At 38.5% G+C, this 26,254-nt stretch carries 27 protein-coding genes; 16 read left to right on the plus strand and 11 right to left on the minus strand.

What is annotated here, in order from left to right; all coding sequences use genetic code 11:
- Positions 1-67 precede the first annotated feature (67 nt).
- Positions 68-550, plus strand: a complete 483-nt coding sequence (locus I6F42_RS09655) for a winged helix-turn-helix transcriptional regulator (RefSeq protein WP_024596882.1) — start codon at positions 68-70, stop codon at positions 548-550.
- A 78-nt stretch (positions 551-628) separates the two neighbouring features.
- Here the strand turns inward: I6F42_RS09655 and I6F42_RS09660 are convergent, their stop codons facing one another.
- The 7 genes from I6F42_RS09660 to I6F42_RS09690 all read right to left on the minus strand — a co-directional run bounded on the left by I6F42_RS09660 (position 629) and on the right by I6F42_RS09690 (position 8,457).
- Entirely contained in the window at positions 629-1,618 is a 990-nt protein-coding gene (locus tag I6F42_RS09660) for a sensor domain-containing diguanylate cyclase (RefSeq protein ID WP_149602239.1), read from the minus strand.
- A gap of 184 nt (positions 1,619-1,802) precedes the next feature.
- Complete coding sequence (locus I6F42_RS09665; RefSeq protein WP_010553204.1) at positions 1,803-2,183, minus strand: DP-EP family protein; 381 nt, start codon at positions 2,181-2,183, stop codon at positions 1,803-1,805.
- Between the two features lie 20 nt (positions 2,184-2,203).
- Entirely contained in the window at positions 2,204-5,458 is a 3,255-nt protein-coding gene (locus tag I6F42_RS09670) for a winged helix-turn-helix domain-containing protein (RefSeq protein ID WP_010553205.1), read from the minus strand.
- Between the two features lie 171 nt (positions 5,459-5,629).
- Positions 5,630-6,466, minus strand: a complete 837-nt coding sequence (locus tag I6F42_RS09675; RefSeq protein ID WP_002958733.1) for a mechanosensitive ion channel family protein — start codon at positions 6,464-6,466, stop codon at positions 5,630-5,632.
- Positions 6,467-6,504: 38 nt separating this feature from the next.
- A complete protein-coding gene (locus I6F42_RS09680) occupies positions 6,505-7,248 on the minus strand; it encodes an LrgB family protein (protein ID WP_197151976.1) in 744 nt (247 codons plus the stop codon).
- Complete coding sequence (locus I6F42_RS09685; protein WP_002958731.1) at positions 7,241-7,594, minus strand: CidA/LrgA family protein; 354 nt, start codon at positions 7,592-7,594, stop codon at positions 7,241-7,243. The genes I6F42_RS09680 and I6F42_RS09685 overlap by 8 nt, the downstream gene beginning before the upstream one ends.
- A gap of 71 nt (positions 7,595-7,665) precedes the next feature.
- Positions 7,666-8,457: a crotonase/enoyl-CoA hydratase family protein gene (locus tag I6F42_RS09690; protein WP_197151978.1), complete on the minus strand. Its 792-nt coding sequence runs from the start codon at positions 8,455-8,457 to the stop codon at positions 7,666-7,668.
- A gap of 367 nt (positions 8,458-8,824) precedes the next feature.
- Between I6F42_RS09690 and I6F42_RS09695 the strand changes: the two genes are divergently transcribed.
- The 3 genes from I6F42_RS09695 to I6F42_RS09705 are packed head-to-tail and all read left to right on the plus strand — an operon-like array spanning position 8,825 to position 10,508.
- Positions 8,825-9,145, plus strand: coding sequence for an HI1450 family dsDNA-mimic protein (locus I6F42_RS09695; protein WP_007581697.1), 321 nt, complete (start codon positions 8,825-8,827; stop codon positions 9,143-9,145).
- Between the two features lie 42 nt (positions 9,146-9,187).
- Positions 9,188-10,000, plus strand: coding sequence for a DUF481 domain-containing protein (locus I6F42_RS09700; RefSeq protein ID WP_010553209.1), 813 nt, complete (start codon positions 9,188-9,190; stop codon positions 9,998-10,000).
- Positions 10,001-10,025: 25 nt separating this feature from the next.
- On the plus strand, positions 10,026-10,508 hold the full coding sequence (locus I6F42_RS09705; protein ID WP_197116621.1) for a hypothetical protein: 483 nt from the start codon (positions 10,026-10,028) through the stop codon (positions 10,506-10,508).
- Between the two features lie 42 nt (positions 10,509-10,550).
- Here the strand turns inward: I6F42_RS09705 and I6F42_RS09710 are convergent, their stop codons facing one another.
- Entirely contained in the window at positions 10,551-11,036 is a 486-nt protein-coding gene (locus I6F42_RS09710; protein ID WP_007581704.1) for a peptidylprolyl isomerase, read from the minus strand.
- A 12-nt stretch (positions 11,037-11,048) separates the two neighbouring features.
- The gene (locus tag I6F42_RS09715; RefSeq protein WP_165741703.1) at positions 11,049-11,960 is read right to left on the minus strand and encodes a folate-binding protein YgfZ; all 912 of its coding nucleotides are present in this window, start codon (positions 11,958-11,960) and stop codon (positions 11,049-11,051) included.
- A 164-nt stretch (positions 11,961-12,124) separates the two neighbouring features.
- Between I6F42_RS09715 and I6F42_RS09720 the strand changes: the two genes are divergently transcribed.
- Both I6F42_RS09720 and I6F42_RS20160 read left to right on the plus strand, forming a co-directional pair.
- Positions 12,125-12,376, plus strand: a complete 252-nt coding sequence (locus I6F42_RS09720) for a succinate dehydrogenase assembly factor 2 (RefSeq protein ID WP_007581709.1) — start codon at positions 12,125-12,127, stop codon at positions 12,374-12,376.
- A gap of 55 nt (positions 12,377-12,431) precedes the next feature.
- The gene (locus I6F42_RS20160) at positions 12,432-12,788 is read left to right on the plus strand and encodes a hypothetical protein (protein WP_024592972.1); all 357 of its coding nucleotides are present in this window, start codon (positions 12,432-12,434) and stop codon (positions 12,786-12,788) included.
- Here the strand turns inward: I6F42_RS20160 and nadB are convergent.
- A complete protein-coding gene (gene nadB, locus I6F42_RS09725) occupies positions 12,763-14,373 on the minus strand; it encodes an L-aspartate oxidase (RefSeq protein WP_007581714.1) in 1,611 nt (536 codons plus the stop codon). The genes I6F42_RS20160 and nadB overlap by 26 nt on opposite strands.
- 246 nt (positions 14,374-14,619) lie before the next feature.
- On the opposite strand from nadB, the gene rpoE reads away from it, so the two are divergent.
- The 10 genes from rpoE to pdxJ all read left to right on the plus strand — a co-directional run bounded on the left by rpoE (position 14,620) and on the right by pdxJ (position 23,328).
- Positions 14,620-15,201 (plus strand): RNA polymerase sigma factor RpoE, encoded by a 582-nt coding sequence (rpoE, locus tag I6F42_RS09730; protein ID WP_002958721.1) that lies wholly within the window; start codon positions 14,620-14,622, stop codon positions 15,199-15,201.
- Position 15,202: 1 nt separating this feature from the next.
- Positions 15,203-15,820, plus strand: a complete 618-nt coding sequence (locus I6F42_RS09735; RefSeq protein WP_007581717.1) for a sigma-E factor negative regulatory protein — start codon at positions 15,203-15,205, stop codon at positions 15,818-15,820.
- 4 nt (positions 15,821-15,824) lie between these two features.
- Positions 15,825-16,775, plus strand: coding sequence for a MucB/RseB C-terminal domain-containing protein (locus I6F42_RS09740; RefSeq protein WP_007581719.1), 951 nt, complete (start codon positions 15,825-15,827; stop codon positions 16,773-16,775).
- Positions 16,776-16,794: 19 nt separating this feature from the next.
- Complete coding sequence (locus I6F42_RS09745; protein WP_007581722.1) at positions 16,795-17,244, plus strand: SoxR reducing system RseC family protein; 450 nt, start codon at positions 16,795-16,797, stop codon at positions 17,242-17,244.
- 275 nt (positions 17,245-17,519) lie between these two features.
- The gene (lepA, locus tag I6F42_RS09750) at positions 17,520-19,307 is read left to right on the plus strand and encodes a translation elongation factor 4 (RefSeq protein ID WP_007581724.1); all 1,788 of its coding nucleotides are present in this window, start codon (positions 17,520-17,522) and stop codon (positions 19,305-19,307) included.
- 16 nt (positions 19,308-19,323) lie between these two features.
- Entirely contained in the window at positions 19,324-20,259 is a 936-nt protein-coding gene (lepB, locus tag I6F42_RS09755) for a signal peptidase I (RefSeq protein ID WP_007581726.1), read from the plus strand.
- A gap of 2 nt (positions 20,260-20,261) precedes the next feature.
- A complete protein-coding gene (gene rnc, locus I6F42_RS09760; protein WP_007581728.1) occupies positions 20,262-20,939 on the plus strand; it encodes a ribonuclease III in 678 nt (225 codons plus the stop codon).
- The gene (gene era, locus I6F42_RS09765) at positions 20,929-21,861 is read left to right on the plus strand and encodes a GTPase Era (RefSeq protein ID WP_007581730.1); all 933 of its coding nucleotides are present in this window, start codon (positions 20,929-20,931) and stop codon (positions 21,859-21,861) included. The genes rnc and era overlap by 11 nt, the downstream gene beginning before the upstream one ends.
- Positions 21,862-21,881: 20 nt before the next feature.
- A complete protein-coding gene (gene recO, locus I6F42_RS09770; RefSeq protein WP_197151980.1) occupies positions 21,882-22,574 on the plus strand; it encodes a DNA repair protein RecO in 693 nt (230 codons plus the stop codon).
- Between the two features lie 22 nt (positions 22,575-22,596).
- A complete protein-coding gene (pdxJ, locus tag I6F42_RS09775) occupies positions 22,597-23,328 on the plus strand; it encodes a pyridoxine 5'-phosphate synthase (RefSeq protein ID WP_007581734.1) in 732 nt (243 codons plus the stop codon).
- Between the two features lie 82 nt (positions 23,329-23,410).
- Here pdxJ and barA read toward each other — a convergent pair whose 3' ends face one another.
- Positions 23,411-26,185, minus strand: a complete 2,775-nt coding sequence (barA, locus tag I6F42_RS09780) for a two-component sensor histidine kinase BarA (RefSeq protein ID WP_197151983.1) — start codon at positions 26,183-26,185, stop codon at positions 23,411-23,413.
- Positions 26,186-26,254 lie beyond the last annotated feature (69 nt).

The raw sequence follows: 26,254 nt of genomic DNA on the forward strand, positions 1-26,254 counted from the left end.
GGTTAAATTTCGCGTTTTACGATAATTTACAGGGCATAAATTTAACTTATCCGCATAAAATTCTGTTATGACAATTCCAAATAGATTACGCATGCTAGATCGTATTGATTTAGCCATACTAGACGTTCTACAAAAGAACGGCAGAATTTCAAATGTTAACCTCGCAAAACAGGTTAATTTGAGTGCAAGCCCGTGCCTAGATCGTGTAAAACGATTAGAGCAAGAAGGCTATATCGAAGGCTACTACGCCAAGCTTAGCGAAGCTAAACTTAATCAGAGCTTAGTAGCGCATGTTCAAGTATCGCTTGTTGCTTCAAATACAGCTGTATTTAAAGTATTTAGAGAGCACATATTAAGGATAGAACAAGTAGTCGAATGTGACATGGTTGCTGGTGGTTATGATTACTTATTAAAAATTCGCGTTTCTAATATGGAAGAATATAGACAAGTTCTTGGCGACTTAGTAGATATTCCCGGCGTGGGCACTCATCATACTTATATGGTGATCGAAAAGATTAAAAAGGACGAAGGATTGCTAATCGATATTTAAGCTTTTCTCAAGTAATAAAAAACCGCAATTGCGGTTTTTTATTTTAGTAGATAAATGCTATACCAAATAGTTAGTACATCATCTTATACATAATTTATTACGCCCTTCCGACTTCGCCCTGTATAAGGCAGTATCCGCCGCGCATATTAATGCCTCAGATGTTCTGTATTGATTATTGTATTCACACGCTAAACCCTGACTTACACTTATTTTTACATTCGCTGGTAAACCGAGATCTCTAAAATTAATGTTGAGTATTTTTTCCTGAATACGCTTAGCAATCATTTGTGCATTTGAAATGTGCGAACGAGGCAGCACAACAGCAAACTCCTCACCACCATAGCGTGCTACTAAACTGTCTTTAGATGGTAAGCACTCTTCAATTGTACGAGCGACTTTTTGAAGGCACTTATCACCTTTTACATGGCCAAAGTTATCGTTAAATAATTTAAAGTAATCAATATCGATAAGTATAAAGCTAAGAGGCTGCTTGTTAACTATGCACTCTTGCCAATTTTTAATGATGGTTTTTTCTAAAGTACAACGATTAGCAATACCAGTGAGGTGATCAAGTTTGGCTACGTTTTCCAGTACTTTATACTTTTTAACGTGCTTTGAAATATCATGCATTATACAAATAAAAAGTGGGGTACTTGCGACTACCGATTCGGGTAAACATGATATAGATAACTCAACATCTAAACAGTTACCATTGTTTTTTCTTATTTTAACTTCTTTTGGACCATGATTGAGTGGTGTTTGATAGTTGTTTTTCCAACTTTCAAACATGTATTTATAGTCATCGCGATACTGTTCTTGTAAACAATCTTGCCATTTTTTACCTATTAATGAATCAGACGTTACATTGAAAAAACGCGCTGCAACGGGATTTACTGATTCAAACACCCCATCTGCATTAACAATAAAAATAGCATCGGCCATGACATTAGTGACATTAATAATTGCGCTTATTTTTTCATTGTTAACGGTATTAGAGATGCTGCTGATTAATGCAGATACAGCGCTGTCGGTGTTGTTTTCTCTGCTATTTTCATTATTGTTAGACATGGTGTTGCTCATTTTTATTGTTAATGAAACTTTATGTCTAGCAGTTTATTCAATTTATAGTTTTTAAACCTTTCGGTAACCTTCTGATTTAAGTTGTTGTTATTTATGTTTATTTAAGGGGCGTTTTTAAATAAATTGCACCGCAATTAATATGCCTGTGCAATTTAAAAATAAGCATTACTAATTAGAGTTCTTTTTCATTCTTAACTTGAGGATCTGCGCTTTCATATTTATTGCCATTACACTCAACGTTAAAGATTAAGCATACAGAGCCATTATTTTCATCTGTGTCGGTAATGATAATTGTGTGGCCGTTGTCACTTACTTTATAGCTGAAGTCTTGGGCGCATGGTTTTTGTGTGTCGATATCGGTGATAGTAGCGCCAGTAAATACGAAACCATTTTGAATTGTGGCATCGTCTAAATTGTAGTTGCCAGCGGTTTCAGTTCTTACAACAAAACCGCCAGTAGCGGATTCGCCATTTTTTGTATAGCTAAAAATAGCTTCACCGTTGTTAAGTTTAATATTTACTTGAAAGTCGACATTTTCTAGGGTGTTATTCATATCATTTCCTTTATGAGTAATTATAGTTGGAAGTTCGTAATGCCTAATTTAACTAGGCTTGTTTTTATTTCTGATATCTCGTCTTCTCTGTTTAAACAGTTATAAGCTTGTACTAGTGGGTATGTTATTTTTACGCTCTGACTTATTTTTGCAGCTTCAGAAATAGCTTTGATAGCACTTAAGCAAAATTGCTCTCGCTGTTTATTAGTTGTAGCTAAGTTTGCTTTGATTAAGTTTATTCTTGTATATACTAAGTAATCACCAGTTTTAGTTAGGTTGGCTAATTGATGTTTGTAGTTTTCATTATTCTCAAGCTCAGTTAATAACTCCTGCGCTTTGAGTGGTGATTGTCTATTTATAAAATATTGAATCAGTGTAATTTGTGTATTAATAGTGCTGGTATTTTTAAAATTTTGAGATTTTAAAAAATTAATTATTTTTTCAATTGTTGAGTCAGTAGCTTCATCAGTAGATAGCATTAGTGAATGTGCTAAAGAGCGATAATACATAAGCTGAAATTTATTGTTTTTTGGATCTTGTACTAAAGCTTCATTGATAACTTGATTCGCCAAGCTGGCTTTTTTATGGGCCATCCGTTTATCACTCAAATAGCTCAGTAAATAACTTTGTTGCATATATAGGTTTGCTGACGTGTAAAAAAGGCTTGCATCACTAGGGTAGTTAGCAATCAATTTTGTGATTACGCCAACTGCACCTTCCAATATATTAACTGCTTCATTAAAGTTACTTAGCTTCTCTTCTGTTTTTGCAAGCCAACTAATCGTATCGGATTTATCTCGAAGTAAATCTTTGTTATTGGGTTTCAGTTTAAGCGCTTTATTTTTAAGTAAAAGTGACTCTGCAAAGTTCTTTTTTGCAGCGCTGTAGTTGGATTTTTCTATGTATAAAGAACCTAAAGAATTAGATGAATACGATAATTCCATAATGGAGTTAAAATCATTGGCTGCCAGCGCATACATTTTTTTACTGTAAGCGTGGTATTTTTTAAACATTTGCTCAGTAGCTTGATGATCATTTTGATCATAAGTTAATTGACCAAGCCAAAAGGCATTGGCGCCTGCAAGCGTTAGTAGCTCTAAGTTGTTAGGCTGTATTTTTAATAATGCCTCAAGGCGGGTGCGGGCGTTTTCAAAGGCGGTAAAGGCTTCATCGGTTTTACCTCGGGAATAAGCTACTTCACCCATTGCCTCAAGAGTTTGTGCGTACTGAAAACGCTTGTTAAATTGTGCTTTATTATCGCTAAAGCTAAAAAGTGAACTTGAATCGTCAGTTTGATCAGTAAAATACTCAAGTGCTTTATTACTAATACCATCAAGTAAGTCCATACGTTCAACGCTACGTAATTTATCGGCAAAGTCGCCGACCATAAACCCCAGTAAGCTTTCGGCCTCCAGCTGCTTTTTTTGCGCATGTTGTTGGGCTTTAAAACTAGTGAAGCTCATTAATAACGCGGTAAATGTAAGTAAGCCCAATAAGGCAACTGTCACTCGTTTTGCTCTTATTTTTGTTTTTGTTTTTTTTACAGAGCTTTTGATAAGAGCATGCTCGTTATCATCTAATTTAAACAGTTTGTCGTTAAGTAATAGCTGCGCTTCTTGTAGCGGTTTACCTGGCGCTAGGAGGTAAGCACTACTTTTATCTTCATCTACCCAATTTTGAGCTTGATGTTGTAAACGACTTTTTATTGCTAAGGCATCTTTATGGTCATTAATCCATTGTTTTGCGCGCGGCCATTGACGCAATAATGCCTCGTGAGCAAGGCTAAAACAGGCTTCTTGGTTTTGTAAATGCGATACAAATAAACGGCTATCGACCATGGCTTGCACAAGCTCTTTTTGGCTTGTGTTGGTTAATGTTTGCCAGCGGGCAGCGCGGCTCGTAATGGTTTTACCATCTGGGTTTAAAGTGATCAGTTGTGATAACACGCTTTTTAGTTGTTGCTGTTGCTCATTACTAAGGTCAATAAATATATCTTCTGCTTTTTTGCCTATGGCGCCCTCAATACCCCCGAGTTTTGTGTAAACACTGTGCAGTAGCTCGTTACTATCACTGCGCTGCAAGTACAGCTCTTGCAATGTGTATTGCAGCATGGGTAATGCATCGGGGTTATTAGCTGTATCGGCGCACAATATTTCATCCAGTGGTGTTTGGGTTTGTGGGTCATTGGAGAACGTTAAATTAGCGGTTAACGCTGGCAGGCGAATAATCTGTTGAAGCTCTTGGCGGTTTGGCGGTGTTAAATCGTAGTGCGCGCCATGAGCTTTGCCTGCCATTAAACTTGGTTGTTCAACCACTAAAGGGTAAAAGTCGTTACGACACGCACTAAATACAATCACAGCTTTAGAGATTGCTAAGCGCTCAATAACCGATAAGAAATGGCTGCGTGTTTCGCTACTAAATATAGGAGAAGAAAGCAGTACTTCTAAGCGGTCAATAAATAAAAATAACTGGGGTGTTTTAAGTTGTGTAGAGGCTTTACTAAGTGCAGCTTGTATGGCGTTAATTACGCCATCTATTGCCAATTCTAGTTGCTCTGCAAGTGTTTGCGCGCTTAATCCTTCAAACACAGGCTGGGCGTTTATATCCCAATCAAGTAATGCAGAAGCTAAATCTAGAAAAAGTCTATTTTTATGCACATCTGCAAAGTCGATCTGGGTGTAGGAAATAACCCCGATGCCATTATAGCCTCGCTCATCTAGCAGTTTTGGTAAAATTCCAGCATTAACAAGCGAGGATTTACCTGTACCACTAGGGCCAAGTATTAAGCAAAAAGCACGACCGTAATTTACCTGGCTAGATATCCTTTCCAGCAGGGTAGCTATAGATTGGGTACGGCCAAAAAAAACGTGGGTATCATTTGGGTTATATGCACGCAGGCCTAAGAAAGGGGATCCTCCCTGCCATGTACTTTTAGTGCTTGGTATAGGATCTGCTAACGGAAAAGATAATTTTGCAATAATGCGGTAGCCACGTTTACGGATAGTTTCAATATAATGTGGTTCATTGGCTTTATCACCGAGCGCTTTTCTTAGCTGAGTGATAGTTTTATGTAATGGATTATCGCCAATATCAGTATTTTTCCAGCATTTATTGAGCAATTCATCGCTGCTTACAATGTCGCCATTTTGTTGACACAAATGCAATAAAACTTCCATCGCTTTGGGCTCTAACTGTTTGGCTTTACCAGTGAGCTGAATTGAGTTAGTTGAAGGTGTTACTTGCCAATCGCCTAGGTAGAAGGGGTTGCGCATCATCATTACTCATTATTGTTTTTTTATTATTAAAATTAAGTGCGTATTGATATTTATTAACACTATTTATATGGCAAATAAATCTATAACACAACTATTTGAGTTTATTCTGAGCAGAGGGGGGGGGTAGTAAAGGATGAGCTTGCAGATATGCAAGCTCAAAATAAAAATAAATTAGCTTTCTAGGTCGGCTTTGTTAATTGTAATGACGCGTTGAGGGAATGGAATTTCAATATCAGCGTTATTAATTGCTTTATAAACACCACCGTTAATAGCCAGTTTGGTTTCGATAATTTTAGTAGTAGGCACCCAATATCGGTAGCTTATTGTAACACCGCTATCGGCGAAGCGTTCAATACCCACTTGTGATAACGGATTTTGTGCGACTAATTCATGTGCTTTAAGTACGTCTTCAATGAGGCTAATCGCGTTATCAGAGCAAGCACTATAGGCTATGTCTATTTCACCTTTGACCAATGAGTAACTAAATGAGTTATGAAGTATTTCACCCACTATGTGCTTATTTGGAATGGTGATTTCTACTTTTTCTTCATTGATTAAAATAGTGTAGCCAAGCTCAATTGTTTTAACTTGGCCGCTTACATTTTTAACTTCAATAGTATCACCAACAACAAAAGGTCGAGTGGCTATAATGGCAAGGCCTGCACCATAATTAGAAAGCATTCCTTGCAGCGCTAAACCTGCACCTAAAGACGCAGCACCAATGGCTGCGACAAATGGCGTAACGCTGATACCTATTTTGCCAAGTGCAATAATTATAACCATTACAATGAGCAGTACTTTTACCACGCTACTGACAAAGTTTGTGAGCGTAATATCAACGTTATGGCGGGTCATTAACGCGGCTACAAATTTGGCAAGCTTTTGTGCTATCCACAAACCAATGAGGACGATAAAAATAGCGCCAACAATTTGCATACTGTAGGTAACCATATACTCAGTAAGCATGGTGTAATATTTTTCAAACTGTTCGATTTCAGAACTGATCATAAAGCGCTCTATGTTAGGGCTATGTTGTATTTTTCCAACTATAGCAAAATATTGACTAAAAATGGATATAACAGCGGCACTATAATCGCTGTTAATAAAGCACTTAGTGCCATTGCAACTGATGAGTAAGCGCCTACTTTTGGATGCTCAGCAATAGCAGCAGCGGTCCCAATTGCATGGCAAGCTGTGCCCATGGCAACGCCTTGAGATTCGTGATTAAAAATATTAATGAGTTTAAAAAGCATAAAACCAAATAAAGCGCCTAGTAAACCAATAAAAATAACTAAAGCCGCAGCAAGTGAGCTAATCCCTCCTAACGAGTCGGTAACAATTAAAGATATTGGGGTCGTCACACTGAGTGCGGCAACAGATGCACTTAGCTGTGCAGGTGCGTTAAATAATATGCTTAGCAAAAATGCCACAACGGTTGCGTTAACAATGCCTAAGCTACATGTTGCGACTATGAGTAATAGATTTTTTCGTATGTGTGTAAACTGCTGATATAAAGGAAGCGCTAGAGCCACAATTGCGGGCTCTAATAACCAGCTTAGTAATTTGCTGTGCGTGGCAAATTGCGTATAAGGCAAATTTAGATTAACGAGTAGTAAAGCGATAATACTAATACTTAAAAATACGGGGTTGGTGAGCGATTTAAATACGCTGTTTTTTATACTTTGGTTTACGGCCCTTAGTGCTAAAAATAATACAATAATAAAAGGAATACTTAGCCACCATAAATTAGGCTGTAGCTCTGAAATAGCGGAAAAAGTAAAATTAGTCATTATTTTCTCTTCCCTTAAAGTACGCAATTACACTGCTAACAAGCAATAACGTAGTTATAGGGACAAGCACCACAACTGATGCTAAAAATGCCCAGTGCGATTTTATAAGGCCGAGATGCTCAATAAATCCCACACCCGCTGGAATGAAAAAGATAGGCATAATATTTAAAATAGGGGAGGCGCATGGTTTTATATGTTGCTCTTTTACAATACCCGATAAGAGTAAAACTAATAAAATAACCATAGCGAGTAACGGTGCAGGAAAGCTTCCACCAATAAAGTGCATAATGAGTTTAGCGCAGGCTAAACATAGTAAAATAATAGCGCTACTGAGCAGATATTTCATCAAAGTGGCTCACAGAAAAGATAAGAGCTTAACTTTAACAAATCAAACTCTTTTATGCATTGTGCAATAGTCTACCAGTGCTTTGTATTTGCGTAGGTTATATCCGCTTTTCCTTTTGCTTTAGCAATTGCTTTTTTAGTGTTTGGGTTTAGCAGTAAGCGAATTTGGCTGAAAGTTTCTTTAGCGAGTATTTTTCGTTGGTTTGGTTTATAGCTAAGTTGTGTAACACGTTTAATAGCAGCAAGCGTATCGGGTGAGCGCTCAAGTAATGTACTGAGCATGTTTTGAGTGGCTTGTTGAGTATCATCGGTAAGCTGAGTAACTAAACCTAGCTCATTTGCTTGTTGTGCTGTGATTGGGTTTGCGTGGCTTGCAAGCCAAAGGGCTTGGTCACGCTTAACTAAACCGCTCATCATTACATTGGCGCCCATATCGGGGCACAACCCCCAACGCGCTTCCATAATGGCAAGCTTGGCATCAACATGAACAATCCTGTAATCGGCACCCAGCGCTATTTGTAATCCACCCCCTAAGCAGTTGCCATCAATTTGTGCAATAACGGGCACGCTGAGTGATTGCCAGCCTAATACTACTTTTTGCGCTAAATTTTGATTGCCAGGTAACCATTTAAGCAATAATTTTATAATATTCAATGGTGCCGCCATTACGGCTGATATATCAAGCCCTGCACAAAAATGCTCGCCATCGCCTTTTATTACTACAGCACGAATACTGCGATCTCTTTTTATGTTTTTAATGGCTTTGTTTAGCTCTACAAACATTTCAAAGCTTAATGCGTTTTGTTTTTTTGCTCTGCTAAGCGTGACGGTTGCAATGCCATTTTGTTTTTCTAGTTTTATCATTACACACTCCTCTGACCTGTTAGTTGAGCTTATGTTGTTATAAGAATTAAGTAAAGTGACGGTATTTTTTAAATAAATGGAATTTATTGCTAAAGCTGTAGTCTTAAAGGGTTAGATTTAGATGAGAAAAAGCTAAACAATTAGAACTTGAGATAATAAAATTTTTTACGTTGTTATTTTAAGCTTAAATTAAAAAAGTAATCTTGGTATTCAATGGGTTAGTTAAATTGTTATTTATTGTTTGAGCTGTATGCTGAATAAAGCATGACTCAGTTACAAAAAAGTCAGTGTTTTACGCTTTTTTTTATCAAAATGATGATGAGATTTGATAATATAGCGCAACTTAAAAGCTTAAGGTTAAGCACATATGTCGGGTCCACGTTTATATACGGTAGAAGAAGCTACTCACCAAGCTTATGATATTTTTTTAGAGCTAGCGCCAAATAACTTGAGTGAAAAAGATGTTGAAGACTTTAATGAGTTTAGAGAAGACCTAGGCTTTATTGAAGAAGACGAGCCAGATGACCAGTGGCAAGACTTTGTAGCCCTTGAAATAGAGCCAGAGCACTTTATTCAGGTGTTGGTTGGTTTAGAATTTGAAAATGATGATGTTTTGTTTGCTAAAATTTTGATTAGTCGTGATAAAGATGCTCCGTTTTGTCATATTTTATGGAAAGAAACTGAATAAGCAATACTGCTTATTTTTATAATTGTGTGCAGAGAGAGTATTGTGCGTAAGTATTTATTTTTAATTTTTTTAATAATTAGCTGCCCAAGTTGGGCCGTTGATCCATTTGAAGATTTTCATGAATATGGCAAGCTCTCTGATGAAGAAATTCATGAGTTACACAAAGGTGACATGTTCTACGGTGATACTGAATTTGGCTTTATTCTAAGTAAAGGTAACACCAATTCGACCAGTTTTAAGCTCAAAGGTAATTTATACCAAGACTTTGAAAAGTGGCGTAACCAATTTAAAATAGACTCTCTTTATAAGCGTGATGAGAACGATGAAAGCGGTGGCACTGATGTTACAGCTAATCGTGTTTTTGTATCAGCGCAAGGTAACTATAAAGTAGGTGTTAAAAACTCCTCATTTTTTATTTACGGTGATTACGAAGAAGATGAGTTTAGTGGACTTGATTTTAAAAGTACGGTGGCAACAGGCTATGGTGCGCGTGTATACCAAGGCTCTAAAAACAAAGTAGATATTGATATAGGACCTGGTTTATACCGTTCAGTAGCCGATGAAGATTCGGATGTGAGCGAAGATGAAATTAATAAAACTGGTTATTTAGTACGTGTTGCAATGCAGTGGGAACGTTTGGTTTCTAAGCGTACTCGTTTTAATCAAGATGTGAGTATAGAGCAGTCGCTCTCAGGTCTTAATTCTCGCTTAAAATCGGAAACCGCACTAATAAGCCAAGTGATTGGTGCGGTATCACTCAAATTTACCTACATGTATCGTTATAATTCAAAACCCGAAGATGATAAACTCAAGTTTGACTCAGAGCTGAGTGCTACATTGGTGTACAGCTTTTAAGTATTTATTTAATTTAGAGAATATTATGTATCAGCATAAACAGTATGCGGTGTTTATCTTTTTTGTATTAGCGTGGATAGGCGGTTTTGTAGCGCTTGCATGGAACTTGTTAGGCGCTGATGGACCTTTAATGATATTTGCTGGGATTTTAGTGCTGGTGGGCTTTTTGTTCCATGGTCTAACAGTAAAAGTAGATGATAAAAAAATTAGCTGGGCGTTTGGCCCAGGCGTTGCAGGGCAAAGCATTGAGCTTGGCGAAGTAGTAGAAGCTAAGGCTGTTCAAAACTCTTACAGACACGGTATTGGTATGCGAATTACTCACGATGGTTGGGTGTATACAGTATCTGGCTTTAGTGCAATACAGCTAACGCTTAAAGATGGCACTTTGTATCGAGTTGGCACAAACGATCAAAAAGGTTTACTAGCCGCTCTAAAAGAAAATAATGTATCAATCGCGCTGCCTAGTAAGGCAAAAACTGAAACGGTTAAGCGCAACAATATGATATAAAAAAAGCGCCCTAGGCGCTTTTTTACTTGGTTTAACAGTGTATTAGTGGTCGTGACCACATCCACCTTCACCATGTACATGACCATGAGTGAGTTCTTCTTCGGTTGCATCACGTACTTCTAATATCTCTACATCAAAGTTAAGTGTTATGCCTGCAAGTGGGTTATTACCATCTACAATAACTTCTTCATCTTGGATATCGATGATCATTACTGATTGGTCACCATCATCTGTTGATGCACGAAATTGCATGCCGACTTCAATTTCCATACCTTCAAACATCGACTTAGGTACAGCTTGCATTAGGTTATCGTGGCGTTCGCCATAACCTTCATCAGGTTCAACTTTTACGCTAAGTGTGTCGCCTGGTTGTTTGCCTTGCAAAGCATTTTCTAGGCCTGAAATTAAGTAGCCTGTGCCAATGATAAAGTGTAGTGGCTCACCACCGAACGAATTATCAATGCTATTGCCATCATTATCCATTACCGAATAATGCATTTTTACCACTTTGTTTGCCGCAACGATCATAGTCATTCCTATTTATTCATCTTCAAGAGAGTAGGGTAGAGGCAGAATGCTTAGCTCCACCTGAGGTGTGTGTTTTGCACGAAGTACCTGAGTTACATCAGTATCGTTTGGCAACACAACGAGGCCTGTTAATTTATTTGTTTGTTCATTAAAGCTTTGTGCAATGAGTTTACCCGCACGGCGCCAGTTTTCGCCTAATTGGGTTTCTAAATCGGGCTCTGAAAGTATCCCTTCGCTTTGACCTGAGACTATATACATTGCACGCTTATTTTTACCTAGGTACTTCATACGAGCCACAGTTTCTTGACCGGTATAACACCCTTTTTTAAAGCTTATACCGCCAATAGCATGTAGGTTTACCATTTGAGGAACATACTCGCCAATTGCATCTGCACTTAACTGAGGTTCACCTGCAAGCATAGATGCTTGTTGCCAAGGAGCTTCGTTATCAAGTGTAGATACGTCATCAGGCATACTAAACTGGCTATCGACCATCAATAAAACACGGTTATCAGCTAATTTTAGTGCTTTACCGCTTTCAAAGTCACACGCGCTCGCATCACCTTCAAAGTTAATATCAAGTTGTGCGAGTACATCCGATAAATCATCACCAATGAGACCAATTAATCGCTTTGAACATGCACTAATGTCAACTTTTGCAAATACGGCATACTTTTTTAGCTCAGCTAACGATTTTTCTACTTCGTTTTCGCTGCCTGTAAGGTAGTAGCTGTCTTGATAAGAAAATAATTTAAATACGCCCCAAAGTTTACCTTTAGCGCTGCAATGGCCAGCCCACAAATAATTACTGCTGGTTAATTTATTTAGATCTTGAGTGATTTGCCCGTGTAAATAAGATAATTTATCAGCACCGCAGAGGCTAATAAGTTGATGAGATAACGGACATGCATAAACGCTCGACATAAAAACCTTCTTTGCAATATAAATGAAGTGACATAATAACGCAGTTGTTACGTATGGTACAGACAAGCGCTTATTGGTGCGGGTTTATTCTTTAATGAGAGATTAATAGCTGCTAAATAGGCTTGTGTTTGTTAAACTCGAGTCAATTAAGTATGAGGTTTAAAATGGTTGAAATTCATAGTAAAGCACGTATTCGTTGGGCTTGCCGTCGTGGCATGTTAGAGCTTGATGTTTTGTTTATGCCGTTTGTTGAAGAAGCATACGACTCTTTAAGCGCAGAGCAACAGGCTATTTTTCAGCGTTTGCTAACAGAAGAAGACCCTGACTTATTTGCATGGTTTATGGGTCATCAAGAATGTAAAGATGAGCAGTTAAACGGTATGGTTTCGCTGATCTTAGACCGAGTTCGTGTATAGGTTTACAGTTACTAATAATAACGCTGACCACAAACCTATTGTGGTCTTTTTTTGCATGCTCAGTTTAATATTATGTTTATTTTTAGATTCGCTACTAGCTATGCTTTTTTGTTTGATAATTAATATATTAGCTGGCTTTTTAGTGTGGCAAAAAGTGTTGGTAATTCATCCAAACCATGGCGTTATAATTCTAGAACCCAAGCTATTTAGGTTTGAGGGTGAGGGTTTAAAAATTCAGGGTGAAATTAGTAAAAAAAGCCGTTTTTATGGCAATAATATATGGCTACATATTAAAGGTTTTAGTAACAACCATTGGCTTATAATTTCAGCCAATGGTGTTAATGAACAAAGCTATGCGCGTCTAAAACGTGCTACTTTAAGCGCGATTAATTGCGTTTTGGAGTCAAAATAGTCGGTGTTGGATTTTCATTTTGTTCAGGGTAATCAATAGTATAATGTAGGCCTCTGCTTTCTTTTCGCTCCATTGCACTTCTAATAATGAGTTCTGACACTTGTACTAAGTTACGAAGCTCAAGCAAGTTATTACTTACTCTAAAGTTTGCATAATAATCATGTATTTCTTGCTGCAGCAACTCAACCCTATGCAGTGCACGTTCTAAGCGTTTAGTAGAGCGTACAATACCTACATAATCCCACATAAATAAACGTAGTTCATGCCAGTTATGGGTAATAACAATTTCTTCATCAGAGTTACTAACACGGCTTTCATCCCAATGAGGTAGAGCCATTGGCTCTGGTGCATGTTCAATTTTACTTAAAATATCTTTAGCTGCAGCGTGGGCAAATACAATACATTCCAATAATGAATTACTTGCCATACGGTTTGCACCATGTAGGCCTGTGTAAGCGACTTCGCCAACAGCATACAAGTTATCGAGATCTGTTTTACCGTTAAAGTCGGTCATTACGCCACCACAAGTGTAATGCGCAGCAGGTACAACTGGGATTGCTTCTTTTGTTATATCAAGCCCTACACTTAGGCATTTTGCATAAATAGTAGGAAAGTGCTCAATAATAAAGTCTTTATCTTTGTGGCTAATATCTAAATAAACACAATTAGCACCTAAACGCTTCATTTCAAAATCGATTGCGCGTGCCACTATATCGCGTGGAGCAAGTTCTTCACGGCTGTCAAAGTCTTTCATAAAACGAGTGCCATCAGGTCGTTTTAAATAAGCCCCTTCACCGCGCATAGCTTCTGTAATTAAAAAGTTTTGTAGCTCTGGATGATAAAGGCTCGTTGGATGAAATTGATTAAATTCCATATTGGCAACTTTACAGCCTGCGCGCCATGCCATTGCAATGCCATCACCACTTGATACATCTGGATTAGATGTATACAAATACACTTTGCTTGCGCCACCAGTGGCAAGAGCAACAAATTTAGCTGAAATGGTTTCTACCTTTTTAGCTTTTTTGTTCCACACATACATACCTTCAATGTGTGATCCTGTTTTTCCGGCGCTTTTATCTGTAATTAAATCAATAGCATTGTATTGCTCTAAGAGCGTTATATTCTTATGAATTTTAACTTGGCTAATAAGCGTGGTTTGCACAGCTTTGCCAGTAGCATCGGCTGCATGCAAAATACGACGATGGCTGTGACCGCCTTCACGTGTTAAATGAAAACGCTCTTTTCCTTTGCTATCAAACTCCATATCAAAGGGAACACCTTGGTCGATTAACCACTGTAGGCAATCGTGAGCATTGCTGGCAGTATAATGAACAGCGTCTCTGTCGCATAAACCGCCGCCCGCATCGAGTGTATCTTCAACATGAGATTCTATGCTGTCGTTTTGTTTATCAAATACAGCTGCTATACCACCTTGAGCATATAAAGTAGAACCTTCTGTAAGCGCTCCTTTACTGATCACGGTAACGTTACAATAATTAGCTAGAGATAATGCAAGTGATAAGCCTGCTGCGCCGCTACCTATAATAGCGACATCTGCAATGTGATGTTTATTTTGGTTCATGTCAGAGGTACTTTGCGGTTACAATGCTCGTATAGAGCAATATTTGTTTTTAATATCTGTAGTTGTACCATATTTGTCATACTACTACGTAGTGATTTTAAAGGCTTAGCGCCGTTATTTATCATCTATTTTATAAAAAAATAATATTAAGCAGAACTTTTTATTCATAAAGAGGTCAGAGTATTTGTGAACAATGACGACAATATGAATAACAAGCAAAAATCAGACATAGGAGTACCGGCTCGAATGAGCGAGCAGGAATTAGATTTAGTGCTAGTAAAAAGGGTCCAGCAAGGAGATAAAAACGCCTTCAACCTATTAGTAAAGAAGTATCAAAACAAAATTGCAGGTTTGATCTCACGTTATGTATCAAACCAAGGCGATATTGCTGATGTAGCACAAGAGGCTTTTATTAAAGCTTACCGTGCACTTCCTAACTTTAGAGGTGACAGCGCCTTTTACACGTGGTTATACCGTATTGCCGTTAATTGTGCTAAAAATTACTTAGTAGCCCAGGGGCGTAAGCCGCCAGCAAATGATATAGACGCTGAAGATGCCGAGTTTTATGATTGTGCAGATTCAATGCGATCTAATGCATCTCCTGAAAACCTACTTTTAAGCGAAGAAGTACGCGCTGTTATTTTTAATACGATTGATAGTTTGCCTGAAGATCTTAAAACCGCAATCACCCTTAGAGAAATCGAAGGGATGAGCTATGAAGAAATAGCAGTGGTAATGGATTGCCCGGTCGGGACTGTGCGTTCGCGTATATTTCGTGCCCGTGAAGCAATAGATAACAAATTAAACCCATTAATAGGCGAGTCTTAGTATGACAAAAGCACACCTTAACAAGTTAGATAACGAAGCGTTATCGGCATTACTTGATGGCGAGCAACATCTGACTGATGCAAAAATTGCAGAGCAAGATGTAACTACGTTTGGCCGTTATGCGTTAATTGGTGATGCGATGCGTGCTCAAAAAAATAATAACGACATACATATTGATATTAGCGATCGCGTTGCATTAGCACTTGAAAGCGAGCCTGTTTATGCTGACTTTAGTCAGTCAAAAACACAGCCTCAAGCAATCACTGAGACGGTACAAGATAATAAAGTAGTGGCTTTTAATTGGCGCAAGCCAGTTGCTCAACTAGCAATTGCAGCCAGTGTGGCAATGTTTGCTATTGTGGGAGTTAATACGCTTCCTCAAAGTAACAACGAGCAACAAAGCGAAATTCCATTACTACAAACCACACCGCTGACAGGTATGGCGTCGCCAGTAAGTTACTCATCTGAGCCTGCGCTTGAAAATGCAGAGCAAGGTTTACGTGAATTACAGCAACAACGTATTGGCGCATTAGTTCTTGAGCATCAACGCCAAGCACGAGTTGCGAATTCTTTAGAAACAGCGCAAACTAATACCAAAGCGTCTGAGGAAAAAAACTAATTAAATGAAAGTAATCACTTTTGTTCTGTCGTTGGTAGTAAGCTTTAATGCATTTGCCAACGACACAAATCCTGCCAAAGATTTATTACTAAAAATGGCTAATGCCGTTCACACCCGTAATTTTGACGCTTCGTTTGTGGTTGTCAAAGGTAAAACAATGGAGCCCTACCGATGGGTGCATGCTTTACAAGGTGACACAGAACTTGAGCATTTAAGTTTACTTAATGGTGCTGGGCTTGAAATGGTCCGTATTGACAACCAAGTTACTTATTTTGAACCTCAGTCAGAACCATACTCCCTAAAAACAGATTCAATAGCGGGTCCAATCCCTGAAGTACTTTTTAAAGATATAGATCGCTTAAGCGCGCACTATGATTTTGTACTAGGCGGGAAAGGTCGTATTGCTGGGCGTGCTGCACAACTAGTTCGCATAGAATCTAAAGACGAGTATAAATATAATTATTGGATTTGGCTGGATATGGAGTCGTCGTTGTTACTAAAAGCCGCGTACGTTAACCATGAAGGTGAGGCCTTAGAGCAGTTACAGCTTACTCACATTAGTGTGACAGAGCAGCCAGCAGGTATGTTACTTGAAGTCCTCAATCGAAACTTTCCAACGCCTTTACCAAACGATGCACTTATAAACGAAGACAGTACAGCGACTAACTGGCAAATTAGTTGGTTACCGGATGGCTTTGAATTACTAAAATCAGACAGACATAAGCTCGATTTAAATAACGAATTAACAGACTATTACTTGTTCTCTGATGGTTTTGTTGAAATTTCGGTATTTATTCAGCGTCCATTACCGGGTAAGCGTTTAAGTGGTGCACTAACCTCTGGTGCAACGACAGTATATGTGCATAATGGCGGTAATTTTGATGTATCGGTTGTTGGTAATGTACCGAGTATGACCGCAAAAGCGATTGCTGAGTCAGTTACCCGCGCATTATAAACGATTCGTAAGGATTGTTATGATTGAACAAACCCTCACTGTTGTGGCCCTCGATGGCCACATTGCTCATTTAGAAGCACAACAAAAACAAGCTTGTGAAGGCTGCAATGGTCGTTGCGGCTCACAAGTGTTTGGTAAGCTATTTGGCACTGCAAAAAAAACCTTCCCTTATAAATTCGAATCCTCTGTTGAAATAGGGCAAAAAGTAACTTTGTCACTTGACGATAGCCACGTCGTTAAGCATGCATTTGCGGTATACATGCTACCTCTATTTTTAAGTCTTGTGTTTGCAATGATTGCATCTGAGTTATTTTTAATAAGTGAAGGTTGGCAAATATTAGCGGCAGCGTTAGGTGGTGTTACTGGTTTCTTTATAGCTAAAACTCGCGTGAAATCGCTAAAGCACGATATAAAAGTTATAAAAATTCACCCAATTAGTATCCCTTTAACTCAAATAGATGGTGATTGACGCCAATTAAATGTAAAATTGCCGTTTTATACCAAAGTAACTTGGAAATACAGGGAATAGTGGTTTTTTAAATTATTTTATCTAGCTGAATTATGTAAGTTAAATAAATTTAACTTATTGTTATTCAATAAATAAAATGGTTTTAATCAATATTAAAAAGCATTCGTGATGTTTGTAATTTACAAACTGAGCTTATGGCATCCTACAGCAAGTATTTTCAAGTCACTTAGGTATTCATATTTAGTCCATTAAAATAGAAGTATAGAATCCAGTTTATGAAGCATATCCGTAATTTTTCGATCATCGCCCATATTGACCATGGTAAATCGACCCTTTCAGATCGTTTGATCCAAGTTTGTGGCGGTTTAACCGACCGTGAAATGCAAAAACAAGTTTTGGATTCAATGGATATTGAGCGCGAACGTGGTATTACCATTAAAGCGCAAAGTGTAACGTTGAATTACAAAGCGAACGATGGCGAAACTTATCAACTTAATTTCATTGATACTCCAGGACACGTTGATTTTACATATGAAGTATCGCGTTCTTTAGCTGCATGTGAAGGTGCACTACTCGTTGTCGATGCAGGCCAAGGCGTTGAAGCACAAACATTAGCTAACTGTTACACCGCTATTGAAATGGAATTAGAAGTAATTCCAGTACTTAACAAAATCGATTTACCGCAAGCGGATCCTTTGCGCGTTGCAGAAGAAATTGAAGAGATTATTGGTATTGATGCCCTTGATGCAGTGCAATGTAGCGCTAAAACGGGTGTAGGTATTGCCGAAGTTCTTGAAATGATTGTTAGAGATGTTCCGCCGCCAGTAGGCGATACAGATGGACCTCTACAAGCACTTATTATCGATTCTTGGTTTGACCCATACCAAGGCGTTGTATCATTAGTGCGTATTAAGCACGGTGAATTACGCACTGGCGACAAAATAAAAATAATGTCGAATGAGCATATACATACTGCCGACCAAGTGGGTGTGTTTACACCTAAGCAAACTAACACCGGTATTTTAAGAACAGGTGAAGTAGGGTTTGTTATTGCTGGCATCAAAGAGATACATGGTGCGCCAGTAGGCGATACTATAACTCATCAAAAAAATGCGGCTCCACTTCGTTTACCTGGTTTTCAAAAAATTAAGCCTCAGGTTTATGCAGGTATGTTCCCAATTGCATCAGATGAGTATGAATCATTCCGTGATGCGCTTAATAAATTAAGCTTAAACGATGCGTCGTTATTCTTTGAACCAGAGAATTCAACTGCATTAGGTTTTGGTTTCCGCTGTGGCTTTTTAGGTATGCTACACATGGAAATCATTCAAGAGCGTTTAGAGCGTGAATACGATATTGATTTAATTACAACGGCACCTACGGTAATCTATGAGATAGTTACTAAAGAAGGTACATTCCAGATTGATAACCCGTCTGATTTACCTGCAGTAAACGATATTTTAGAAATTCGTGAGCCGATTGTTGAAGCTAATATTTTGGTACCACAAGAATACTTAGGTAATGTTATTACTTTGTGTATTGAAAAACGCGGCAGCCAAACAAAAATGACCTATCACGGAAAGCAAGTAGCTGTTACGTACGAGCTACCTATGGCTGAAGTGGTAATGGACTTTTTTGATAAATTAAAATCAACAAGCCGTGGTTTTGCATCGCTTGATTATAACTTTAAACACTTTCAAACATCAGATATGGTGCGTGTTGATATTTTAATCAATAGTGAGCGTGTTGACGCACTTGCGATTATTGTTCACCGCGATGGTGCTCAGTCTCGTGGTCGTCAGTTAGCTGATGCATTAAAAGAGCTTATTCCTCGTCAAATGTTTGATATTGCGATTCAAGCAGCGATTGGACAACACGTTATTGCACGTACTACGGTAAAACAGTTACGTAAAAACGTAATTGCTAAGTGTTACGGTGGCGATGTGAGTCGTAAGAAAAAGCTACTTAAAAAGCAAAAAGATGGTAAAAAACGTATGAAGCAAGTAGGTAATGTTGAAGTGCCTCAAGAAGCGTTTTTAGCTATTTTAAAAGTTGGTAAATAAAAACAAAGGATTATAAATGGCTGGTTATTTTTCAGTTTTATTGGTGCTATTAACCTTAGGCTCAGGCTTAATATGGTTAATAGATCACTTAATGTATGCACCTAAAAGACAGGAACGCTTAGCGATAGCGCAAACGTCTGCTGGAGCTCCGTTAGATGAAGAAACTGCGGCATTAATTGCACCAGAACCAGTACTAACAGAAACAGCAAAGTCGATTTTCCCGATGATTGCAGCAATTACTATTTTTAGATCATTTATTTTTGAACCGTTTCAAATTCCATCTGGTTCAATGATGCCTACACTGTTAGTGGGTGACTTTATTTTAGTACAAAAGTATTCATATGGAATAAAAGACCCAGTTTGGCGCACTCAGTTAGTTGATATCGGTGAGCCTGAACGTGGTGATATTGTTGTTTTTAAATACCCTTTAGATGAAAGTGTTGACTATATTAAACGTACGATTGGTTTACCTGGCGATAAAATTGTTTATCGTGATAAACGTTTATATATTCAGCCAAACTGTAAAGAAGGCGAAACCCAACAGGGTGAGCTTTTATGTAATGAATTCAATAAAATTGATTTTAAACTAATTAATGATAACGAATTTAAACAAGGCCCAATGCCTCTAGCTCGTGTGAATGAAAATTTAACAACAGTTACGCATGATATATTAATCAACCCACAAGCGCCTGAAAGAAAAGGGCGTTACTATCAGCAACCGGGCACGCCTTCTGATGAATGGACTGTTCCTGCTGATCATTATTTTATGATGGGTGATAACCGCGACAACAGCCAAGATGGTCGCTTTTGGGGCTTTGTACCAAAAGAAAACTTGGTGGGTAAAGCTGTCTTTATATGGATGAGTTTTGAATTTGAGAATGGCCCTGATGATATTTTACCAGGATGGGTTCCAACTGGTGTTCGCTTTGAACGCCTAGGTAATATTCAGTAACGATGAAAAAAAATGTAACAGAATTATATAAAAAAATTGGCTATGAATTCGCTGATCAAGGTTTACTTGAACAAGCAATGACGCACCGCAGCCACAAAGGCCAACATAATGAGCGACTAGAATTTTTAGGCGACTCGATTTTAAGCTTTGTGATTGCCAATGCACTTTATGCCAAATTTCCTAAAGCGCGTGAAGGCGATTTAAGCCGCATGCGTTCAACACTTGTGCGTGGTCAAACACTTGCCGAGTTTGGTCTTGAATTTGGTCTAGGCGATTATTTACGCTTAGGGCCGGGCGAGCTTAAAAGTGGCGGTTTTCGTCGCGAGTCAACGCTTGCTGATGCAGTAGAAGCGATTATAGGCGCTGCATTTTTAGATTCAGGTATCGACAGTTGTGGCGATCTTATATTGGCGTGGTACCAATCACGTTTGGATGCTATTTCACCAGGGCTTAACCAGAAAGATCCTAAAACCCTGCTGCAAGAGTATTTACAAGCCCGTAAATTATCGTTACCGGGCTACACAGTGGTTGATACACAAGGCCAAGCACACAATCAAACATTCACGGTTGAATGTATTGTTGATGGAATGGATAGCATAATTTCTGTTGGTAGCTCGCGCCGTAAGGCCGAACAAAAAGCTGCTGAAAAAGCATTGAAGATACTTAAAAATGAACCTTGATACCTTAATACAGCCTCATGAACGTGATGTAGATACATTTTGTGGAATGGTGGCGATTGTCGGTCGACCAAACGTAGGTAAATCGACTTTGCTTAATGAAATCATTGAGCAAAAAGTGAGTATTACCTCACGTAAACCACAAACAACACGTCATCGTATTATGGGTATTCATACCGTAGATAAACACCAAGCGGTATACATAGATACACCGGGTCTACACGTTGAAGAAAAGCGTGCTATTAACCGTCTAATGAATCGAGCAGCGTCTAGTTCTATCGGCGATGTAGAGCTTATTATTTTTGTCGTTGAAGGCACTCATTGGAATGCAGATGACGATATGGTACTTAATAAAGTATCGCAAAGTGGTAAGCCTGTATTATTAGTTATTAATAAAATTGACCAAGTTAAAGACCGTGATCTTGTATTGCCTCATATGAAGTGGTTAAGTGACAAGTTTGATTTTGTTGGAATTATGCCAGTATCAGCAACGCAAGGTAAAAACGTTGATTTAATCAAAGCAGAAGTAACTAAACGCTTACCTCCTTGCGAATTTTACTTTCCTGAAGATTATGTAACTGACCGTTCGATGCGCTTTATGGCAGCTGAAGTTATTCGTGAAAAGCTAATGCGTTTTATGGGTGAAGAGCTACCGTATTCTGTGACTGTTGAAATTGAGCAGTTTAAGTGGCAAGACAACGGTATTTGGCACATCAATGGGTTAATTCTTGTTGAGCGCGAAACACAAAAACGCATGGTTATTGGTAATAAAGGCGAAAAGCTAAAAACCATTGGCCGTGAAGCCCGTAAAGACATAGAAGAAATGCTTGATAACAAAGTGTTTTTAGAGCTTTGGGTTAAAGTTAAGTCGGGTTGGGCTGATGATGAACGTGCACTAAGAAGCTTAGGCTACAGTGAAGACTAAACCAAGCAGTAGCTTAGTGAATGGATAGCGACTTCTACACCGCGTATTTATTACATCGGCGTCCTTATAGTGACTCCCAAGTAATGTTAGATATGCTTGTAGAAGGCGTTGGCCAGTTAAGAATGCTGGCCCGAATTAGTGGTCGCCAGGCCACTAAACATAAAGCACAACTTCAGCCGTTCCAGGCACTCCTTGTTAATTACAGTGGCAAGTACGATTTAAAATATATCAATAAGTTTGAACTGCATGGCAACTCGCACTTTTTAAAAGGTGATGAGCTTTATTGTGGTTTTTATTTGAATGAGCTAACTAATCGCATCGTTCCTGTTAATGAGCCAATTGAACAAGTATTTGAGCTATATAAATCCCACCTAGGAAACCTAAACAGCGGAGCCAATTTACAAGAAGTGCTTCGCTCGTACGAATTTCAATTATTGGAATTACTCGGTTATGGCGTTGATTTTAGTTTTGATGCCAGTGGTGAACCAATAGATGAAAAGCAGACGTATAGTTATTTCCCCGAACTTGGTTTTTTAATACAAGAAGATACGCGTTCTGGATTTAGTGGCAAACAACTCAACGCCATAGCAAATCATGACTTTAGCCAAAGTGATGTGCTATATATGGCAAAGCAATTAAGTCGCTATTTATTAAAACCCTTATTAGGTAGTAAACCATTAAAAAGCCGTGAGCTATTTATGGCCTCTCAATAAACGTAATTTTACAGGTAAGAAAATGAAAGATATTCTTTTGGGTGTAAACGTAGATCATATTGCAACACTTCGTCAAGCGCGTGGAACAAGTTACCCAGATCCAGCCCATGCAGCCAGTGTAGCAGAGCATGCAGGCGCAGACGGTATTACGATTCACTTACGTGAAGACAGACGCCATATTCAAGATCGCGACGTTTATGTGATGGCTAAAACTATCCAAACTCGCATGAATCTTGAAACCGCTGTTACCGATGAAATGATACAAATAGCGCTTGAAGTAAAACCCGAGTACGTGTGTTTAGTACCTGAAAAGCGCGAAGAGTTAACCACCGAGGGCGGCTTAGATGTAGCGGGTAATATAGATAAAATTAAAGCCGCAACAAAAACGCTTACCGACGCGGGTATTAAAGTATCGCTATTTATTGATGCAGATAAAGCACAACTAGATGCAGCCAAAGAATGTGGTGCTCCTTATGTAGAAATACACACAGGCGCGTATGCTGATGCAACAAATGATACTGATTTACACAAAGAGTTAGAGCATATTCGTGAAGGTGTTAAATACGCAGCAAGCTTAGGTTTGATTGTTAACGCTGGCCATGGTCTTCATTACCATAACGTTAAACCCATTGCCGCGATGCCTGAGATTTATGAGCTAAATATTGGCCACGCTATTATTGCTCGTGCAGCGATTGATGGACTCGATAAAGCCGTACGCGATATGAAACGATTAATGATTGAAGCAAGAATGTAATACGAATCTACATAAGTATTTAAAAAGCTTAATTAAAAAAACGCGGTTAATGCCGCGTTTTTTTGTATCTAAAATTCAAAGCTTATCTTTGTAACTCAGTTACGCTTGCATCAGCAAGTAAGTTTTCAAGCTCGTCCTGTAACTCAAATAATTCAGGTTCAATATTCTCTAACAAGCATTTATTTTTAAGTGATGTTTCAATTGTTTCTGCGAGTAATTTAAGTTTAGGTACACCAGTGTAGCAACATGCGCCATGAAACTTGTGGACAATACTTAAGACTTGCTGACAATCATTGCTCTCTATCGCTTTTGCAAGCAATGTAAGAGTTTCAGGGACGCTTAGAAGTAGCATATTAAGCATCTCTAGCGCTAACTCGCTCTTTCCGCCAGCACGCTGCAGGGCTTGTGCCCAATCAATTCGACTACTTTGAAATGGTGCAGGACTTTGTGGTGTATCTGTTTTAGCTTTATCGCGATTAACCGGGGTCTGTGGACTATGATCGCTAATAATTTGTTTAAGCATATCTTCATCAATAGGCTTAGTTAAATAGCCTTTAAAGCCATCTTTTAGTAGTTGCTCTTTTTCGCTTTGAAGGGCGTGTGCCGTTACAGCGATAATGGGTGTATCTTCATTAAGTGATGATTCTTGTATAAGCTTGCATGCGGTTATACCGTCCATAATTGGCATCTGAATATCCATAAAAATTATGTCGTATTTATGACTTTTACTTAAGCTGTATGCTTGTGAACCATTATGTGCCGTTTCTATTACTTCAATCTGTTCACTTAATAAAGTATGGAGAAGTTTTAAGTTGGCATCGTTATCATCAACAACTAATACTTTTAACGGCAGCAAAGCTTGATCGTTTTGTTCAATATTATGAGTAGGGTGGTCAAGCCTGTAAGGTGCGGCAAGTACCTCACACAACTTACGGTGATTAAGTGGTTTACTTAAACACGCATCAGCACCGCTGCCTATAAAGGCTTCTCGCATATTGTGCGATACAGTATTAAGCATTAAATATAAGTAATCAGTAGATTCACGCACGGCTTTCACATAGCTTTTTAGTTGCTGCATATCATCAACTGATGCCATATGGCCAATTAAGCAAACATCATATTTATGTTCAGTATTTTTTATAGCGTCTAAAAAGCTAGTCTCGTTAAAACATGCCGTTACGCTTGATTCCCACTGAGTCAATAACGAAAGTACAGCGTGATGTGTATGCTCGTGTGGCTCTAAATACAAAATACGCTTACCAATGAGCGATTTAGTCGGTAAGTCGTTAGTAAATACATGATTGGGCAAACTAAACACACTATTGAATGTAAAACAGGTACCGTTACCTGGTGCAGAGTTTAATGTTATGCGGCCATTCATTGCTTCAACAATATGCTTGGTAATAATGAGGCCAAGGCCTGTACCACCAAACTTACGTGTAATGCTTGAGTCTGCTTGCCCAAATGGCGTAAATAAAGAGTCTTGCTTATCCACATGTATACCCACGCCAGTATCTGTTACTGACACAAGTAAAGAAGTACGTTCGTCGTCGAGTAACCGATGGCTTATGTCGACCTTAATGGAGCCTTTTTCAGTAAATTTAATCGCATTACTTAATAGGTTTATCAGCACTTGTTTAAAGCGAGTGGGATCGCCCGTTAAGTCATCTGGTACTTGTTGGTTAATGTAAATGGATAGCTCTAATTGCTTATCGTGTGCGCTAGGAGCGAGTAGTGTCATCACTTCATTTACAGCATCACGAAGTTGAAACTGAATCGACTCAAGTTCCATTGCACCCGCTTCTAGTTTGGAGAAATCTAGAATGTCGCTAATAATAGTCATTAAACTATTTGCTGATAGCATAATAGTATCGAGATAATCTTTTTGATGTTTATTCAGCGGTGTTTTATAAAGCTGGCGTGTAAATCCAATAACACCATTTAGCGGAGTACGAAGTTCGTGACTCATTTTAGCTAAAAAGTCTGATTTTACGCGGTTAGCATCTTGAGCTTCTTTTTTTGCAAATGAGAGCTCTATATTTGAAGTTTCGTATTGCTCTAGTGTTTCGCGGTAGTCGCTAGTTGCTTGGTCAATATTTTTTTGCATTTCATCTTTTTGCATCACCATAGTGTGAGCAATGGTATTTAAGCCTTCTCGCAATAGCTCAAATTCACCTATCATGTTGTCGTTAAGGCCAGTACTTCTTTTACCTTCAACTAACTTGTCGGTTGCAAGTACTAACTTATTAAGCGGCGTCATAAACATGCGGCTTAACCTTAAAGCTAAAATTGCTGCAAACACCAATGATAAAATAATTACAATACCGCTAATTAATAAAGCACGTTGCTGCCCTATAACCGCTTGGTCTTTGTTTAGCTGTATAATAACGGTGCCCAGAGATGACTGAAAAGCAGATGGATCCCATTTAGAGTCGTGACTTGTATGGTTAATAATGGGCGTGAAGAATGTAACAAGCTCATCTGACTTTTGCACGTGGGTCGTTTTTAAATTTATGAGCGTCTTTTGATTAATTAACTTTTCAAATGAGCGGTGATAATTACTCGTCATTAATAGCGCATTATTTTTATCAAAAATTGCAATCGACTTAATTGTAGGGGAGTGCTTGTTATGTGTGTAGCTTATAAGGCGATTCAATAGCTGTTTGTTTTTTTCGAGCATGGGTTGCTCAAGCGCAATAGCAAGGGGCTCAGAAATAGTAGTACCTTGCTGATATAAAATTTCATCAAGCTCAATGTAACGATTTATTGTAAAATAGCCACCAAGTAGTAATCCTATGATCACCGTTGGGATCAGGGTCAGTGTTAAAACAGAATCGCGTAAGCCTAATTTGGTCATAATGGGAGCGTTTTATCGTTATTAGTATGATTTGAGTATATACGGTTCAACACGCATTCTAAAGCATCT

Origin of the sequence: Pseudoalteromonas sp. SWYJZ12 (assembly GCF_015864395.1) — a bacterium.
Classification (GTDB): Bacteria; Pseudomonadota; Gammaproteobacteria; order Enterobacterales; family Alteromonadaceae; genus Pseudoalteromonas; species Pseudoalteromonas arctica.